Source organism: Nakamurella lactea DSM 19367 (assembly GCF_000426645.1).
In the GTDB taxonomy this organism is placed as follows: Bacteria; Actinomycetota; Actinomycetes; order Mycobacteriales; family Nakamurellaceae; genus Nakamurella; species Nakamurella lactea.
The window spans coordinates 1-16,706 of sequence record NZ_AUFT01000026.1 but is presented as its reverse complement, the minus strand read 5'-3'; the positions used below and the strand labels follow the sequence as shown (position 1 = coordinate 16,706).

General features: G+C 69.1%; 14 protein-coding genes and 1 pseudogene. 4 read left to right on the top strand and 11 right to left on the bottom strand.

Features of this window, described 5'->3' with window-relative positions:
* Positions 1 to 17 precede the first annotated feature (17 nt).
* The gene (locus K340_RS0120750) at positions 18 to 992 is read right to left on the bottom strand and encodes an aldo/keto reductase (RefSeq protein WP_029138108.1); all 975 of its coding nucleotides are present in this window, start codon (positions 990 to 992) and stop codon (positions 18 to 20) included.
* A gap of 92 nt (positions 993 to 1,084) precedes the next feature.
* Here K340_RS0120750 and K340_RS0120745 point away from each other — a divergent pair, with 92 nt between their 5' ends.
* A complete protein-coding gene (locus tag K340_RS0120745; protein ID WP_029138107.1) occupies positions 1,085 to 2,389 on the top strand; it encodes a UDP-glucose dehydrogenase family protein in 1,305 nt (434 codons plus the stop codon).
* A gap of 5 nt (positions 2,390 to 2,394) precedes the next feature.
* On the opposite strand, the gene K340_RS0120740 is transcribed toward K340_RS0120745, so the two are convergent.
* From K340_RS0120740 to K340_RS0120705, 7 genes and pseudogenes are all read right to left on the bottom strand, one after another.
* Positions 2,395 to 3,276: a metallophosphoesterase gene (locus K340_RS0120740; protein ID WP_029138106.1), complete on the bottom strand. Its 882-nt coding sequence runs from the start codon at positions 3,274 to 3,276 to the stop codon at positions 2,395 to 2,397.
* Entirely contained in the window at positions 3,273 to 4,589 is a 1,317-nt protein-coding gene (locus K340_RS0120735; RefSeq protein WP_029138105.1) for an SAM-dependent methyltransferase, read from the bottom strand. Before K340_RS0120735 ends, K340_RS0120740 begins: the two co-directional genes overlap by 4 nt.
* A 103-nt stretch (positions 4,590 to 4,692) precedes the next feature.
* A complete protein-coding gene (locus K340_RS0120730; protein WP_029138104.1) occupies positions 4,693 to 5,742 on the bottom strand; it encodes a hypothetical protein in 1,050 nt (349 codons plus the stop codon).
* A gap of 63 nt (positions 5,743 to 5,805) precedes the next feature.
* Positions 5,806 to 7,446, bottom strand: a complete 1,641-nt coding sequence (locus K340_RS0120725; RefSeq protein ID WP_029138103.1) for an ABC-F family ATP-binding cassette domain-containing protein — start codon at positions 7,444 to 7,446, stop codon at positions 5,806 to 5,808.
* 95 nt (positions 7,447 to 7,541) lie between these two features.
* Positions 7,542 to 7,820: pseudogene (locus K340_RS37615) on the bottom strand (hypothetical protein); the annotation flags it as partial.
* Between the two features lie 228 nt (positions 7,821 to 8,048).
* A complete protein-coding gene (locus tag K340_RS0120710; protein ID WP_037366035.1) occupies positions 8,049 to 9,008 on the bottom strand; it encodes a prenyltransferase/squalene oxidase repeat-containing protein in 960 nt (319 codons plus the stop codon).
* A 163-nt stretch (positions 9,009 to 9,171) separates the two neighbouring features.
* Positions 9,172 to 9,903: a TetR/AcrR family transcriptional regulator gene (locus tag K340_RS0120705; RefSeq protein WP_037366032.1), complete on the bottom strand. Its 732-nt coding sequence runs from the start codon at positions 9,901 to 9,903 to the stop codon at positions 9,172 to 9,174.
* Positions 9,904 to 9,992: 89 nt separating this feature from the next.
* Between K340_RS0120705 and K340_RS0120700 the strand changes: the two genes are divergently transcribed.
* Positions 9,993 to 11,201: an FAD-dependent monooxygenase gene (locus tag K340_RS0120700; protein ID WP_029138099.1), complete on the top strand. Its 1,209-nt coding sequence runs from the start codon at positions 9,993 to 9,995 to the stop codon at positions 11,199 to 11,201.
* A gap of 19 nt (positions 11,202 to 11,220) precedes the next feature.
* Here the strand turns inward: K340_RS0120700 and K340_RS0120695 are convergent, their stop codons facing one another.
* Positions 11,221 to 11,625 (bottom strand): VOC family protein, encoded by a 405-nt coding sequence (locus K340_RS0120695; protein WP_029138098.1) that lies wholly within the window; start codon positions 11,623 to 11,625, stop codon positions 11,221 to 11,223.
* A gap of 62 nt (positions 11,626 to 11,687) precedes the next feature.
* Positions 11,688 to 12,854 (bottom strand): N-acetylglucosamine-6-phosphate deacetylase, encoded by a 1,167-nt coding sequence (locus tag K340_RS0120690; RefSeq protein WP_029138097.1) that lies wholly within the window; start codon positions 12,852 to 12,854, stop codon positions 11,688 to 11,690.
* 168 nt (positions 12,855 to 13,022) lie between these two features.
* Here K340_RS0120690 and K340_RS32010 point away from each other — a divergent pair, with 168 nt between their 5' ends.
* Entirely contained in the window at positions 13,023 to 13,808 is a 786-nt protein-coding gene (locus tag K340_RS32010) for a glucosamine-6-phosphate deaminase (RefSeq protein ID WP_037366030.1), read from the top strand.
* A gap of 40 nt (positions 13,809 to 13,848) precedes the next feature.
* Positions 13,849 to 15,351, top strand: coding sequence for a UxaA family hydrolase (locus K340_RS0120680; protein ID WP_037366041.1), 1,503 nt, complete (start codon positions 13,849 to 13,851; stop codon positions 15,349 to 15,351).
* A gap of 263 nt (positions 15,352 to 15,614) precedes the next feature.
* Here the strand turns inward: K340_RS0120680 and K340_RS34630 are convergent.
* The coding region (locus K340_RS34630) for an HNH endonuclease signature motif containing protein (protein ID WP_154674396.1) at positions 15,615 to 16,706 on the bottom strand (1,092 nt) is incomplete at its 5' end.

Here is a 16,706-nt window from a genome sequence, read left to right as displayed (position 1 = left end):
GGTTCGACGCTGCAGGGTCAGGCGGGAACGATCTCGTCCAGCGCCACCAGGTCGTCGTCGGTCGGCTCCCAGGCGACTGCGGCTTCGGCATTGGCCTTGACCTGCTCGGGGGTGGTGGCGCCGGCGATGACGCTCGTCACCTGCGGCTGGGCGAGCAGCCAGCCGAAGGCCACCTGCACCATCGTCAGGTCGCGTTCGTCGGCGAACGCCTGCAGTCCCTCCAGCCGATCCCACGGCGCGTTCTCCAAGAGCTGCGGCTTGAGCTTGGTGAGCCGGCCGTCGGCCGGAGCGTCAGCCCGGGTGTATTTCCCGGTGAGCAGGCCGTTCGCCAACGGGAAGAACGGCAGCACCCCGAGGCCGAAGGCGTCGGCGGCCGGGATCAGCTCAGCTTCGATGTCGCGGTTGAGCATCGAGTACTCGTTCTGCGCGGAGATGAACGGCGTCCGGCCGTTCGCCTGGGCGGTCCAGGCCGCGTCGGCGAGCTGCCAGCCGGCGAAGTTCGAATGCCCGAGGTAGCGGACCTTGCCCGCCTGCACCAGCTCGTCCAACGCCGCCAGCGTCTCGTCGATCGGCGTTTCCGGATCCGGCTGGTGCAGCTGGTACAGGTCGATCCAGTCGGTGCCCAACCGGCGCAGCGAATGTTCGACGGCGGCCCGGATATAGCGTCGGGAACCACGTGCGCCGTAGTCAGGGCCGTTGGCCCCGCGGGCGTTCATCCCGAACTTGGTGGCGATCACCACGGTGTCCCGGTCACTGCCCAGCGCCTTGCCGAGGAATTCCTCGCTGCGGCCGGCCGGTGCCCCGTAGATGTCGGCGACGTCGAACAGGGTGATGCCGGCATCGAGGGCGGCGCGGACCACCGCCGTGCTGCCCTCCAGGCTCTCGGTGATGGTGCCTTTGCGACTCAGGTTGTTGCATCCCAGGCCGGCTGTAGATACTGCAAGTCCGGAGTTGCCGAGTCGACGGATGGTTTGAGCAGAGGGTGAGGTCACCCGGTCAGCGTACGATGCACCGGCAGCCCGGTGTCCCGCACGGTGCCGGTCAGCGCGTCCCTGTGACGCAGAACAGCTGGGAGAATCTACACATGGCCGATGGCCGTATCGCAGTGATCGGAACAGGCTACGTCGGCCTGACCTCGGGAACCTGTCTGGCCAGTCTCGGCCACGAGGTGGTGTGCGGGGACGTCGATCCGGACAAGGTCGCCAGGATGTCCGGCGGCGAGGTGCCGATCTTCGAGGTCGGCCTCGAGGAGCTGATGCAGCAGGGCATCGCCGCGGGCAACCTGTCATTCGTCCACGGGTCCAAGGAGGCGGCGCGCGGCGCGAAGTACGTCTTTCTGTGTCTGCCCACCCCCGACGGCGGGGACGGCCGGGCCGACCTGCGCATCGTGCACCAGGTGGTGGCCGAGATCGGGCCGCTGCTGGATCCCGGTGCGATCCTGGTGACGAAATCCACCGTGCCCGTCGGCACCGCCAAGGAGATCACCAGGACGCTGAACCGCGACGACGTCAGCGTCGTGTCGAATCCTGAGTTCCTGCAGGAGGGCAGCGCGGTCAAGAACTTCATGCAGCCCGATCGGGTGGTCGTCGGGTCCGACGACCGGGTCGCCGCCGAGGCTGTCGCCGAGCTGTACTCGAAGCTCGGTGCCCCGACGGTGATCACCTCGGCGGAATCCAGCGAGCTGATCAAGTACGCCTCGAACGCCTTCCTGGCGATGAAGCTGTCGTTCATCAACTCGATCGCCGGGCTGGCCGAAGTGGTCGGTGCCGATGTGACCGAGATCGCCAACGGCATGGGCTACGACGACCGGATCGGCAACAAGTTCCTCAAGGCCGGTCCCGGTTGGGGCGGCTCCTGCTTCCCGAAGGACACCAAGGCGTTGGCCACCATCGCGCTGGACCGCGGAGTCTCGTTCCCGTTGTTGGGCGCGACCACGGTGTCCAACGAGGAGGCGCAGGACCGGATGGCCGACAAGGTCCGCGAGTCGGCCGGCGGTGATCTGGCCGGGGTACCGGTGGCGCTCTGGGGGCTGACGTTCAAGGCCGGTACCGACGATCTGCGTGACTCGCCGGCGCTCGAGGTGGCGCTGCGGCTGGACACCGAAGGCGCGCTGCTGCGGGGCTACGACCCGACGGTGACGGCGGACCTGCCGGCGAAGAACGGCTTCCCGGCGATCAAGGCCGCCGCCGATGCGTACGACGCGGCCGCCGGGGCGAAGGTCGTCGTGCTGCTCACTGAGTGGCCGGAGTTCGCCGATATCGACCTGACCAAGGTCGCCGAGGTGGCGCCGGGCGCTGCCATCGTCGACGGTCGGAACATGCTGGACGCCGAGCGGGTGATCGCGGCCGGGCTGCGGTACATCCCGGTGGGCCGGCGCGAGGTGCGCTGACCGGCTCACTGGCCGGCGTGGTCCGCCGGCTCGCGAATCGGAAGTCGAAAACTGGGCTGACGACCGAAGCCCTCGACCCGCAGTTGGTCGCTGCGAACGTGGACGATGGCGAACGCCGACTCGGTCGTTTCGACCATGCCGTGCGCGGTGAACAAGGGCAGATCGTCGACGGTCCGCAGGTGCCCGAAGTGGTGGTGGCCGCTCAGGCCGACCGCCACCACCGGCTGCCCGGCCAGCCACCCGGCCAGCTCGTCGCCGCGCAGCATGCTGTCGGCCAGCCCGTCATCCATCGGGTGGTGCGACAGTACGGCGACCCGTTCGCCGGCGCGGTCCGCGGCACGGATCTCGCCGGCCAGCCAGTCCCGCTGCGCCGCCGAGATGGTGCCGTTCCACGGGTGGGCATTCTCCGCGCCGGCCCGCGCCAGCTCGGCCAGCAATGCCGTGCCGTCGTCGTGCTCGGGAGTGCCCGGCGGCCAGGCCAGCACGCCCCGCTCGTTGCTGTCCAAGGCCACGAATCGCCAGCCGTCGACGACGAAACTGTAGTAGCGACAAGGCATCTGGTAGCGGGAGACCAGATCGGCGGCGTCGACCACACCGCCGTCGGCGGCGACGAAGTCGTGGTTGCCGAGCACCTGGTGTACCGGCGCCCTGGCGGCGGCCAGGATGTTCAGCGGGACGGCGGCGTCGGCCGGGTCCCGATCGACCAGGTCGCCCAGGTGCACGATGAACGCCAGGTCGTGGGTGTCGAACTCGCGGACGGCGGCGGCCAGCCGGTGCCGGGAGTCGCGGAAATACCGCTGGTACTTCTCATCGGAGTAGTCGTCGGCGTCCGCGTACTGGCAGTCGGCGAGCAGGCCGAAGCTGAAGCGGTTCGGTGCGGCCGTCACATCCGGGCCAGGCCGAGCTGCCAGTCGTCGATGTACTCGGCGGCGAAGCCGGCCTGGGTATAGGCCAGATAGAAATTCCACATCCGGGTGAAGGTCTCGTCGAACCCGAGCGCGTAGACCTTCTCCAGGTTGTCGTTGAAGGTGTGCCGCCACTGCTGCAGCGTGGTCACGTACGACGGCCCGAGCCGGCGGCTCTCGGCGACCCTGAGCGTGGTCGGCGCCAGCACCCGGTCGATCGCGGTCAGCGACGGCAGGATGCCGCCCGGGAAGATGTACTTGTGGATCCAGGTGTAGCTGTGCCTGGTCGCCATCAGCCGGTCGTGATCGATGGTGATGGCCTGCAGGCCCATCCGTCCGCCCGGCTGCAGCACCCGATCGATCGCGCCGAAGTAGTCGGGCCAGAACTTCTCGCCGACTGCCTCGATCATCTCGACGCTCACCACCGAGTGATACTTGCCGGGATTGGCCGCGGCGTGGGCTCGGTAGTCCTCCAGCCGGACCGTGATCCTGTTCGCCAACCCGGCTTCGGCGATCCGCCGCTCGGCGAACTCCTTCTGCTCGGTGGACAGCGTCAGCGTGGTCACTTCGGCGCCGCGATCGGCCGCGGCCCGGATGGCCAGCGCCCCCCAACCCGAGCCGATCTCCAGCACCGACGCGCCGTGGCCGACCCTGGCCAGGTCGAGAACGCCGTCGATCTTGCGGTACTGCGCCGTCTCCAGATCGACCGTGCTGGTGTCGGTGCCCGGCTCGAACCAGGCGGCGCTGTAACTCATCGTCGGATCCAGGAACAGCTCGAACAGGTCGTTGGACAGGTCGTAGTGCCGGTGGATGTTCTGCCGCGCCTGGACTTCGGTGTTCTCCTCCTCGTTCGGCGTGTGCCTGTCCCAGAGGGCCCGCAGCTTCTGCAGGAACGCCGGCACCAGGTGCTCCATCCTGGTGGCCAGCACGGTCAGCGCCGCGGCCAGGGTGTCCGTCGCCGGGTTCGCGCTGTGCAGGTCCTTGCGGGACGGCAGCCAGCCGCCGGCGGTCAGTTCCCCCGTCATCCACGCCTCGCCGAGGCCGATCAGCCCGTCCCTGCCGAGCCGGGCGAAGAACGCGTCGGGCCGGGCGATCTGCAGCTCGGGTCCGCCGGCGCCCCACCGGGTGCCGTCCGGGAAGACCAGCGACACCGGCATTTTCCGGACCGCCCGTTGGATCAATGCCCTCGCCGCCTTGGCGTGCAGGGGTGCGACCGGTGGGTTGAACAGGCCCGGCCAGAGTCCGGCGGACGGGCTGGGGATGACGCGCTGGCGGGTTGGCGTGAGCAGGGTCATGAGCAGTTGTTCCTCGTGCTGTGCGGGCTGTGTGCCTGACACATCCTCTACCCGTTGTCGCCGGCGCGAAACCCGAGGTTCGGATTCGGGCCGGATTGGCCGATCAGCCGGTGCGCCTGCTCCCGAAGCCCGGGTAGTCGGCGACCCGGAGGTTCCGCAGGTTGAAATCGGTGACGTCGACGTCCGGTAGCCGGGTGACCACGGTTTCACCGTCGGCGGTGGTGGTCGCGGCGGCGAACGGGGTGTCTTTCGCCGATCCGAGCTTCGGCCACAGTGCGGACAGCAGGGCGGCCGCCGTCGCGGCGTCGGCTGCCGAGCCGTAGCGGGTGACGAAGGTTCCGGTCCCCGTCAGCCCATCGGTCTGGGTCCAGCCGTAGCTGCCGAAGGTGGGCTGCGGCAGGGTCTTGCCCTGGGTGGACTCGATGTCGCTCAGCAGGTCGCCCAGTGCGGACTTGGATTTGAAGGAGGCGATGCCGACGAAGATCCGGCCCATCTCGATCGCCGCGGCCTGCGGGTTCGCCGCCAGCACCGCGGCGACATCTGGGTCGTCGGCGAGCGTCCCGTCCTCGGTCGAGCTGGCGAGCAGGGCGGTGCGAAGAGTGTCCGGCACCTTGTCGCCGAATTGATAGGTGAGACCATGGGTGCGGCCGAGCCAGACGCCGTTGAATTCGTAGCCGGCCACGCCGTCGACGGTCCGTTGGTCGCCCTTCAACGCGGCGAGGTCGACGTCGCCCTGGCAGACGCCCAGCATCTGACCGGGATCGACGCTGCCGTAGTAGATGCTGAGCAGGTCGCCGGGCGGACCGGTGCGGTACCCCGGCGCCGTCACGTACTGCGTCTCCAGGGCGGTGCAGACGGATCCGGCGATCGCGTAGTTGGTCCAGGCGTACTCGGCCTGCGGTCGCAGCCCCGACGCCGGGGCGGTGGTCGGCAGTGGCGACGGCGCGGAGCTGTTGAGCGCATTCAGTTTGCGTGCGTCGACCAGGCCGATCTCGAACTTCGAGTCGTCGTTTGCCGGGACGGCCCGCAGCGCGCTGTACACCGGCGAGCCGGTCCAGTCCCGAGGCTCGGCAGTGCCGGGTTCCGACGCGCAGGCCGACAACAGCGCACAACCAACCACGATGACGACACCGACCACTCCCCGAACCCGCATCCGCTCAGTCCAACACAGCCGGTGACGTCGATGTGGGTGAACCCGATCATTCATCGAGCGGGGTCAGCCCAACTCGGTGACCCGCCCGCCGTCGACCAGTAGCCGGCGGGTGGCCCGCACCGTGTCCAGCATTCGCCGGTCGTGGCTGACCAGCAGCAGGGTGCCCGGGAACGATTCGATCGCACTCTCCAGCTGTTCGATCGCCGGCAGGTCAAGATGATTGGTCGGCTCGTCGAGCACCAGCAGGTTGACGCCCCTGGCCTGCAGCAATGCGAGCGCCGCCCTGGTCCGTTCGCCCGGCGACAGCGACGTCGACGCCCGCAGCACGTGGTCGCCGCCGAGCCCGAACTTGGCCAGCAGGGTCCGGATCTCGGCCGGCGGCTGATCCGGCACCTGCGCGGCGAAAACCTCCAGCAACGGCTCCGGACGGTCGAAAAGGCCTCTCGCCTGGTCGATCTCGCCGATGATCACCGACGGACCCAGCGACCCGCTGCCCGCGTCCGGGGTGATCCGGCCCAACAGCAGCGCCAGCAGCGTGGACTTGCCGGCACCGTTCGCGCCGGTGATGACGACCCGGTCACCCCACGACAGGTGCAGATCGACCGGGCCGAGGGTGAAGCTGCCGCGCCGGACCACCGCCCCGTTCAAAGTGCCGACCACCGCTCCGGATCGCTGGGCCACCGCGATCTCCAGCTGCAGCCGCCATTCCTTGCGGGGTTCGTCCACCTCCTCCAGTCGCTCGATCATCCGCTCGGTGGCCCGCACCTTGGACGCCTGCTTCTCGGTGCGGTCGATCCGCGCACCCCGGGCCGCCTTGTCGTTGTCCTTCGGATTGCGCTTTTCCTTGGCGACTCCGGTGACGGCCCAGCCGCGCTGGGTCTGCATGCGTGCCGTCAGCCCGGCTTTGGTGTCCTGATAGGCCTCGTAGGCTTCCCAGGCCCGCTGTGCCTTGATCTCCCGCTCCCGCAGGTAGTCGTCGTAGCCGCCGCCGAACACGTTCACCTGGTGCTGCGCCAAGTCGAGCTCGACGACGCCGTTGATGGTGCGGCGCAAGAACTCCCGGTCGTGGCTGACGATCACCGAGCCCACCCGCAGCCCGGTGACGAACCGCTCGAGGCGTTCCAGGCCGGCCAGATCCAGATCGTTGGTGGGTTCGTCCAGCAGCAGCACGTCGAACCGGGACAGCAGCAGCGACAGCAAGCCCGCCCGCGCCGCCTCGCCGCCGGACAGCGCCGTCATCAGCGCCTGCGGCCCGATGGTGAAGCCGATGTCGGCGGCCACCTGGCCGATCCGCTCGTCCAGATCGGCGGCGCCCAGCGTCAGCCAGCGGTCCAGCGCGGCGGAGTACCTCTCGTCCGCGCCGGTCGCGCCGTCCGTCATCCCCGCGGTGGCGTCGTCCAGTTCCCGCTGGGCGGCGGCGACGCCGGTGCGGCGACGGACGAAGTCGTCGACGGTCTCGCCGGGAATCCGGTCCGGTTCCTGCGGGAGGTAGCCGATGGCCGCGGTCGGCGGGGAGACGGCCACCGACCCGGACTCGGGACGCTCGAGTCCGGCGATGATGCGCAGCAGTGTCGACTTCCCGGCACCGTTCGCGCCGACCAGCCCGATCCGGTCGCCGGCAGCGATCGTCAGATCGAGATCGGTGAACAAAGACCTGGCGCCGAATCCGGCGGACAGCGTTCGGGCGACGACGGTAGCGGACACGCCGTCGAACCTATGTCAGGGGCGCACGAGCAACTGGTCGGGGTCGCCGGCGGCCAGTTCGGCGCGGATCACGTGCACGTTCTCCCCGCCGGCACCAGGTCGTCGGGGGCGGCCGGATGATCGTCGTACGTTCGGACCACCCGCACGTCGTCGTCGGTGCACGAGCGACCGGCCGTCCCCGCGTGTTCCGGCAGATCCGCCGGCCGCACCTAGAAGACCTGGTTCGGGTCGCCGGGGGAGATGCCGCCGCGGTGGAACCACGGCGTCATGTTCAGGGTGCGGTCGGCCGGGTCCATCGGGAAGTGCATGATCACGTCGTGCGCGGTGAGCACCTCGGCGGCGGCCGGCAGCGACACCCCCTTCGGGTCGGCGGTGTCAACCAGGGCCAACTGGTCGGCGAACCGGTCGACGTTGCGCCAAAAGCCACCGAGGAAGGTGAAGTTGGTGTCGAAGACCGATCGATACCTGGACGAGTCGTACGTGTATGTCATGGATCTCCCCTTCCGCCCGAATGGTTTCCTGGATAACCACCCGCCGCGCGGGGCCGGTTCCGGGCTGGCCGCTCGGCCGAACCTGCGGCTGCGGGTGCCTCGGGCCACCCCTCAGTTCGAGGCCGCGTCGAACCAGCGCAGGGAACGCAGCGCGCGCAGGGTGTTCCAGCGGCTGGGCTTGCCGTCGCCGTCCTCCGGGACGAAGTGCACGAGGCCGGGATGGGTGTTCTCCAGCAACCAACTGCCGTCCGGCTGCTGCTTGCCGCGGACCTGTTGGGCGGCCTCGGCCAGTCGCGGATCGGGGTCGCCGCCGGCCGCGCGGAAGTAGTCCAGCCCGCGCAGCACGTCGTAGTGCCACTGTGTCGGGAAGGAGAACGTCAGCCAGTCGGGGTCGGCCACCTCGCCGGTGCTCGCCCGGCGAAAGAGACTGCGCGACAGCAGGTATTCCTCACCGCGTTGCCTGGCATCGGCCACCTCGATCACCCCTCCCGACCGCTCGTACTCGAGCAGCCCGTCCAACACGCAGATGGTCGAGTTGAACGACGACCGGGTCGAGCCGTTCTCGGCCTCGCAGTTCCACCCGCCATCGGCGAGTTGCTCACCGAGCAACCGGTTGACGATCCCGTCGACGTTCCGGCCGAAGTACGCGCCGAGCGCCACGGTGCCGCCGTTGATGCACGGCTCCACCTCGCCGTCGAAGAACGGTGCGCCGTTGTACTCCCACTTCGAATTGTCCCGGACACCGTCCACCGCGCCGCGGACGGCGGGGTCGGCCGGATCGATGCCGAAGTCGCGCAGCAAGCGCAACGTCGGCAGGGTCGCGGTCCACGGCTGGCCGTTCGGGTCGCCGGCGATCGGTTGCGGCGCACGCCATCCGTCACCGGGGAAGCAGGCGCCGCGGGCCCACTGGCCGTCTTCCTGCAGGTCGAGAATTCGCTTTCCCCAGCCTGTTTCGGCGACCTTGGCGCGCTCTGCGGCCACCTCATCGGCCGGGGAGTCGGTCAGGTCTCGCAGCACCTGCCAGCGGATCGCCGGATCGGCATCCAACAGCCAGCTCGTGACATCGTTCATTCCGGTTATCCCCTTCAGGACTGTGCTGGCCGCCGACCGGATCGGCCCGGCGGCACCTCGGATCTGCGGACGACGGCGAGGCTAACGGCTATTGCGGACGGAATGCTTCCGGATCCGGCAGAAGAGTCGGAGGCGACCCGGGGACGCGCAGTGCCCGGCCGCGTCAGCCCCGCCGTCGATCGATCAGTGCGCCGAGCCCGTCGAGGATCCGATCGAGGCCGAATTCCAGCGCCTGGTCGGTGGTGCCGGTGCGTTGCGCCTGCCCGAAGGCGGCCGCAGTGAGCGGAAAGCGGTCGGCGTGATCGGTCAGCAGCTGGGCCATCAGTGCGGCCGACTGTGCTTCTATGTCGTCGCTCGCGGAGGCGTCGGTCGCCGACCGGGGTCCGGCCGAACGCTGAGCGGCCATGCTGCGCAGATGCCCGGTGAGAAGTGCCACCGCGTCCAGGCGCTCCGCGCCGGTCAGATCGGTGGCGTCGAGCGCACCGAGCGCCACTTCCATCCAGCCGAGTTCGTTGGGCCCGAAGACCCGGGGACCGACGGTCACCTGGTGCAGCCACGGGTGAGCCAGAAACACCGGCCAGGCCTGCAGTGCCCAGTTGCGCAACCGTCCGCGCCAGCCCCGCCCGGCGGCGGCCGGCGGGGCGCCGAGGGCGGCGTCGGCCATCAGTGCGACCAGTTCGTCGCGTCCGGGAAGGTAGCGGTACAGCGACATCTTGGGCCGGCCGAGCTGGTCTGCCAGTAGCTGCATGGTGACCGCGGACAGCCCGCTGGCATCGGCCACTTCGATCGCGGTCTCGATGATCTGCTGGCGCGACAACGACGGCTTCGGGCCGCGCTTCCGGACTGGCTCGGCGGGCCAGAGCACGGCCGTCAGTGTGTCGGGCTTCGCTTCCACTCGAACTCCTTGACCGGTAATTGCGTCGAGTGTACGCTATTAGAACTGCGTCGTAGGGACGCAATAATACGACGGATGGGAGCGGACCGATGAAGGGTCTACGCGTACTGATCTGCGGGGCGAGCATTGCCGGCACCTCGCTCGCCTACTGGCTCGATCACTACGGCGCCGAGGTGACGGTGGTGGAGCGGGCACCGGGCCTGCGGCCCGGTGGGCAGGCGGTCGACTTCAAGGGTGCGACGCACCGCCGCGTGTTGCAGCAGATGGGGGTGCTCGCCGACATCGAACGCCGTCAGACCGGCAAGACCGACCTGCGGGTGGTCGACGAGACGGACAGCGAGCAGGCCGTCATCCCGGGCGAGTTCATCGGTGGCGACGTGGAGATTCTGCGCGGCGACCTCGGGGACATCCTGTACTCGCGCACCGCCGATCACTGCCAGTACCTGTTCGGCGACACCATCACCGATCTCCGGGATTCCGGGACCCAGGTGCTTGTCACCTTTGAGACGGCGCCGCCACAGTCTTTCGATCTGGTGCTCGGCGCCGACGGGATCCACTCCAGGGTCCGCAGGCTGGCCTTCGGGCCGGAGGTCGACTACCTGCGTCATCTCGGCTACTACTACGCGGTGGCCGGCGCGACGGTCGGCGACCCGGCGGCGTCCGGATCCGCGGACGCAGTGGCGGTCGAGAAGGAGCGTTCGGTCGGTCTGATGTACAACGTCCCTGGCCGGCTCGCCCTGCTCGGTGGATCGAAGGCGCCGGAGCTCTACGTCTTCGCCGCGGATCCGCTCGACGTGGATCGGGGCGACATCACTGCCCAGAAGGCGTTGCTGCGACGTCGGTATGGCGATCTCGGCTGGCGGGTTCCGGAAATGCTCGCCCGGCTGGACGACGCCGACGACTTCTTCTTCGACTCGATCGCCAGGGTGCAGATGGACGGCTACACCAAGGGTCGGGTGGCGTTGGTCGGCGACTCGGCCTACGGAAACACGCTGGGCGGCTTCGGTACCGGTCTGGCGATGGTGGGTGCCTATGTGTTGGCCGGCGAACTGGCGGTTGCGGACGGCGACCACCGAGTCGCCTTCGAGCGCTACGACGCGATCATGCACCCGTACGCCAAGATCGCCCGCAAGGGCAATGCAGGCCCGTTCATGGCGCCGAAGACCAAGCGGCGGATCCGTTTGCGTAACTGGACTTTCACCAATCGGCTGAGTTTTCGATTGATGATGAAGATGACGGACAACTACGCCAACGACGTCGAACTGCGCGACTATCCGGCCGAGGTCGAGCGGCTGTGATCGGCTCGGATGTCGGGGCCTACAGCTCGCGCGCGGAGAGTACGCAGAACTCGTTACCCTCCGGGTCGGCGAGCACCTCCCAGGTGACCTTCTCCCGGTCCTGACCGACGTCCGCTCTGGTGGCGCCGAGGTCGAGGAGTCGCTGGATCTCCGCGTCGCGATCGTCGGTGAGGTGTGGTGCCAGATCGATGTGCAGCCGGTTCTTCACCGTCTTGCCCTCGGCTACCGGGACGAAGACCAGCCCGGGCGGCACCGTTGTCCAGTCCTGTGCCGAAGGCTTGTCGGCGGTGGCGTGCTTCGGCACGATGACCGCCTCGTCGTCGGCCTCGTAGATCATCTTCCAATCGAGGACCTGCGCCCACCAGCGGGCCTGGGCGGCGACATCACGGCAATCGACAACGACGGTGTACCAGCGCAACGACATGAGCTGCTCCCTTGTGGTGTTCGGCGCGAGTGCTCTGAAGCTAGTTCCCGCCTCCGACAGGCTCAGGTCCGCGCGCCGTCCTTCACCCGGACAGTGCCGCCGACCACCACGGTGACCACCTCGCCAGGACCACCATCAGCCGCGGGGGCGAACTGGACCAGATCGGCCCTGGCTCCCACCTGCAGCCGGCCCCGATCCGTCAGCCCCAACAGCCGTGCCGGGTTGGCGGTCGCCATGGTCACCGCGGCGGCCGGCCCGATCGTCCGGCTCGCCCACCGCACGCAGTCCAGCAGCGAGGCGCCGCTGCCGGCCAGGTACGGCGTGCCGGCCAGTCGCAGGCTGCCGTCGGACGCGACGGTCACGGCGCCGCCGACCGGGGTGGTGTAGTCGCCGGGCGGGCAGCCGGCCAGGGCGGCCGCATCGCTGGTGAGGACGCACCTTTCGATTCCCTTGGCCCGCACCAGGCCGAGGAATGCGTCCGCCGGCAGGTGGTGCCCGTCGGCGATCAGGCCGGCGGTCAGCGCGTCGTCGACGAGCTGCGGCCAGATCGGGTTCCGATGCCGGTCGATGACGGACGGGATGCCGTTCCCGAGATGGGTGCTCAGCCGACCACCGGCTGCTACGAAGGCGTGCACCTGTTCGGCGGTCGCGGCGCTGTGGCCGATCGAGGCGAGGACACCGTTGTCGGCCAGATGTCGGGTGAACTCCAAGGCGCCGGTCCGCTCCGGGGCGAGCGTCATGATCGCGATCAGCCCGTTGGCCGTTCGCTGCCACTGGTCGAACTCATCGATGTCGGGATCGCGCAGCAGTGGTGCCGAGTGCGCGCCCCGGTATCCGTCCTGATCGGACAGATACGGCCCCTCCAGGTGCAGGCCTGGCACAGCCGCCGCCACCAGCGGATCGCGATCGATGGCGGCGACCAGCCGGGCGATCGATGAACGGGTCTGCGACCGCTCCGCCGAGATGATCGTCGGGAAGACGGTGGTGACGCCTCGGTCCCAGAGTCGCCGGACCAGCTCGATCAGGTCCAGGGGACCGGTCGGCGCATTCACGTCGATGCCGGCGAACCCGTTGAGCTGCAGGTCGATCAGCCCGGGAGTCAACAACAGTCCCGGCCGCCGACCGACAGCCGTCGATCCGATCTCGGTGATGTCGGCGATGCCGGCCGTGTCGTAGCGGACCCGGATCGCCCGACCGGCGATCGTGCGGCCCTCCAGGAACTGGTCCATCGCTCCCCAATAGTTGCAGCAAGTTGTCGCAGAGCATAGTCCGGTACCGCAGCCTCAAGGGAGCAGCGGTGTTGTGTCGCCCTGACTCCGACTGATAGTTTGCTGCAAACGCTTGCGACGATCTGCGCGTGTCCGGACGGTAGTACTGTTCAGCTGAACGGAGTGCACATGCTCGACCATCAGAATGTCGCCGGAGACCTGCGGGTCACGGTCTATCCCTCGCCGGAGGCGATGGCTGCGGCGGCGGCGCTCAACACTGCAGGGATCCTTCGTCAGGCGGTCGCCGAGCGGGGACGGGCCAGGGCGATCTTCGCGACCGGGAACTCGCAGCTGGCGTTCATCGACGCGCTGGCCGAGCAGGACATCCCGTGGTCGGCCGTGACGGTCTTTCACATGGACGAGTACATCGGTATCGCCCGTGACCATCCGGCGTCGTTCCGTCGGTGGATCTTCGAACGGATCGCTGAACCGTTCTCGCCGGCGGCGGTGGAGTACCTCGACGGGGAAGCGGCGGACGTGGCCGCCGAGTGCCGACGGTACGAATCGCTGCTGCGGCAAGCGCCGATCGACCTGACCTGCATGGGCATCGGAGAGAACGGGCACCTCGCCTTCAACGAGCCGGGCCAGACCGACTTCGACGACCCGCGGTGGGTCAACGTCATCACGCTGACCCCGGAGTCGCTGGCGCAACAGGTCGGGGAGGGGCACTTCCCCAATGTTGACGCGGTGCCGGCCACCGCCATCTCGTTGAGCGTGCCGGCGCTGCTGGCCGCCGCGGACGTCCAGGTGGTGGTCCCTGAGCGACGGAAGGCGGCCGCGGTGCGCAGCACCCTGGTCCGGGACATCGACCCGGCATTCCCGGCCACTGTGCTGCGACGCACGCCGGGTGCCCTGCTGTTCCTGGACCCGGAGTCGGCGTCCGAGTCGGACGGTCTCCTGAAGGCCGGGGTCTGAGGTGGTGGCGACGCCGTTGCAACTCCGGCCGCGCCCGGCGATGCCGCTGCTGCAGTTGCGGTCCGAGGACGAGGTCGCCGTAGCGATGCGTGATCTCGCCCCCGGCGAACGGGTCGCCACCGCCTGGCACGAGCTGACGTCGCAGACCACCATCCGGCGTGGCCACAAGGTCGCCGTCCGCGAGATCCCGGCCGGCGCACCGATTCGCAAGTACGGCCAGGTGATCGGTTACGCGACCGCGGCGATCACCGCCGGCGAGCACGTGCACACGCACAATCTCGGCTACTCCGACACCGGCGAGCGAATGGCGGCATCGGCCGCCAGCACGTCACCGAATCCGGTGCCACCGAGGACCTTTCAGGGCTATCGACGCGCCGATGGCAAAGTGGGGACCCGGAACTACCTGGGAATCCTGACCTCGGTCAACTGCTCGGCGTCGGTCGCCAGGATGATCGCCGCCCAGCTCAACGCCTCCGATCTGTTGGAGCGTCGGCCCGACCTGGACGGCGCGGTGGCGATCACCCATTCCACCGGCTGCGGGATGAGCGACGAGGGCATGGCGATCCAGGTATTGCGCCGGACACTGGCCGGCTACGCCGCCCATCCGAACTTCGCCGCTGTGCTGATGGTCGGGCTCGGCTGCGAGGTCAATCAGCTGGACGGGATAGGAATCCCTGCCAGCAGCCGCTACTCGTCGATGACCATCCAGGAATCCGGCGGCACCGCCACGACCGTCCGGGCCGGGGTGGCTGCGGTGGAGGCGTTGGTGGCCGAGCTGCCGGTCGCGACCCGGACCGAGGTGCCGGCGTCCGAGCTGGTGCTCGGCCTGAAATGTGGTGGCTCCGACGGCTATTCCGGTATCACGGCGAACCCGGCACTCGGGGTGGCCGCCGATGCGATCGTCACCCTCGGCGGGCGGGCCGTGCTCTGCGAGACTCCGGAGATCTACGGCGCCGAACATCTGCTCGCCGCGCGGGCCACCGGCCCGGCGGTGGCCGATCGGCTGCTGGCGCGCATCCAATGGTGGCGCGCCTATGTAGCCAGACATGAGGCGTCGCTGGACAACAACCCGTCACCGGGCAACAAGGCCGGCGGCATCACCACCATCCTGGAGAAGTCGCTCGGCGCGGTGGCCAAGGCCGGGACCGCGCCGTTGTCCGCGGTGTACGAATATGCGGAGTCGATCTCCGTGCCAGGGCTGGGTTTCATGGACACTCCCGGCTACGACCCGGTGTCGGTGACCGGGCTGATCGCAGGTGGCGCGAACGTCGTCTGCTTCACCACCGGCCGCGGCTCCGTCTTCGGGTCACGGCCAACGCCCTCGCTGAAGCTCTCGACCAATACCGAGTTGTTCGAGCGGATGCCCGGCGACATTGACGTCAACTGCGGGCAGATCGCGACTGGCGACGCGACCGTCGAGCAGGTGGGGGCGCGCATCCTGGATGCCGTGCTGGCCACCGCGTCCGGGCAGCGCACCCGCAGCGAGGAACTGGGCATGGGGCAGGACGAGTTCGTCCCGTGGACGCTCGGCCCGGTGGTCTGACGGACCTCCGTCAGCCGGCCGCCGGCGCTGGCCGGGTCACCTGGACCGCTACCGCCGAGTCCGCCGTCGCCGAAGTTCAGTGCTCATGAACCACACCCGCTCGACCGAGAGATCAGCGCGCGCTCGACCGAGAGATCAGCCAAGACTCAGGCGGGCCGACAGCCCGGTAATCCGGCGAGTGTGCCGTCGAAAGGCTGGCGCGCACCGTGATTCGCGAGTCCGATCGTTCGGACTCGTCGGCCTGCTCAGGTCGTGTGGCGCGCTCAGTGCCGCCGGCGCAGGGTGATCTGGAGGCCTGTTCGGATACCGGGCCAGACCCGGTCGATCGGTGGCCGGCATCGGCTGTCCAGTGGCTGCCCGGTCTGCGTCGGCCGCTGGCGCCGGCGGTGCCGTGGCCGGGGATCGGGTGTGGGTCGGGGTCCGGCCGGGTGGTCGTCGAACCACCGGGCCGGCACTTTGGCCGGTCGGTCGCCGGATCGTCCGGACGCCGAGGTCGACGGTCGGGAAGTCTTGCCAGCCCTGGGGTCTCTGGGTAGCCCGGCGGACCTGGGTCCGGCCCCGGGCGAGGAGGTATCGGGCGGGGAGGTATCGGGCGAAGATGTTTCGGGCGAAGATGTTTCGGGCCGGCCAGATTCGGGGTCGCCGGACTTGGTGTCACCGGGATCGGGGTCACCGGAGTTGGTGTCGCCGGAACCAGCCCGGCTCGAGTCGGGGTCGTCGGACTGGGTGTCGGCAGGGCCGGCAGTCCCGGTGAAGTGCCCGCCAGCGGTGAACAGGTGGTTCCGGCGGGGCCGCTGCGCCGGATCCAGCCACCGCGGCGGGATGAACTCCGGGCGCCCGTCCGCGGCCATCCGACACACCCACCTGCCCAAGTGGATCTCCGTGTGATGGAACCCGCAAATCAACACCCCGTTCTCCAACACCGTCAAACCACCATCGGCCCAGAAAACGATGTGGTGCGCATCGCACCAACCAGCCGGGGTATCACAACCGGGCCAGGCACAGCCCGCCCCATCACGGACCACCATCGCCCGCCGCAACGCCGGCGGGAACGACCGGGCCTTCGCCCACGCCTCCAGCGGCAGATCCGTCGATCCCAGGACCAGCGGCTGCACATCCGCATCACAGGTCAACAACCGGGCGATCCGCACCGACACCGTCCCGACAAAATCCAGCGTCGCGACCCCCTGCCCAGAAGCCAGCTCGGCCAGCCCGACCGTGACCGTCGCCTGCGGACGCACCCCACCACTTTTCGGCCCCGCACCGGCCTTCAAGAACCGCCGACACACCTCGACCAGCGCCTGCCCCCGCCGCACCCCCGCCGGCCGCAGGTCCGGCAGATCCGCACCCGCCGG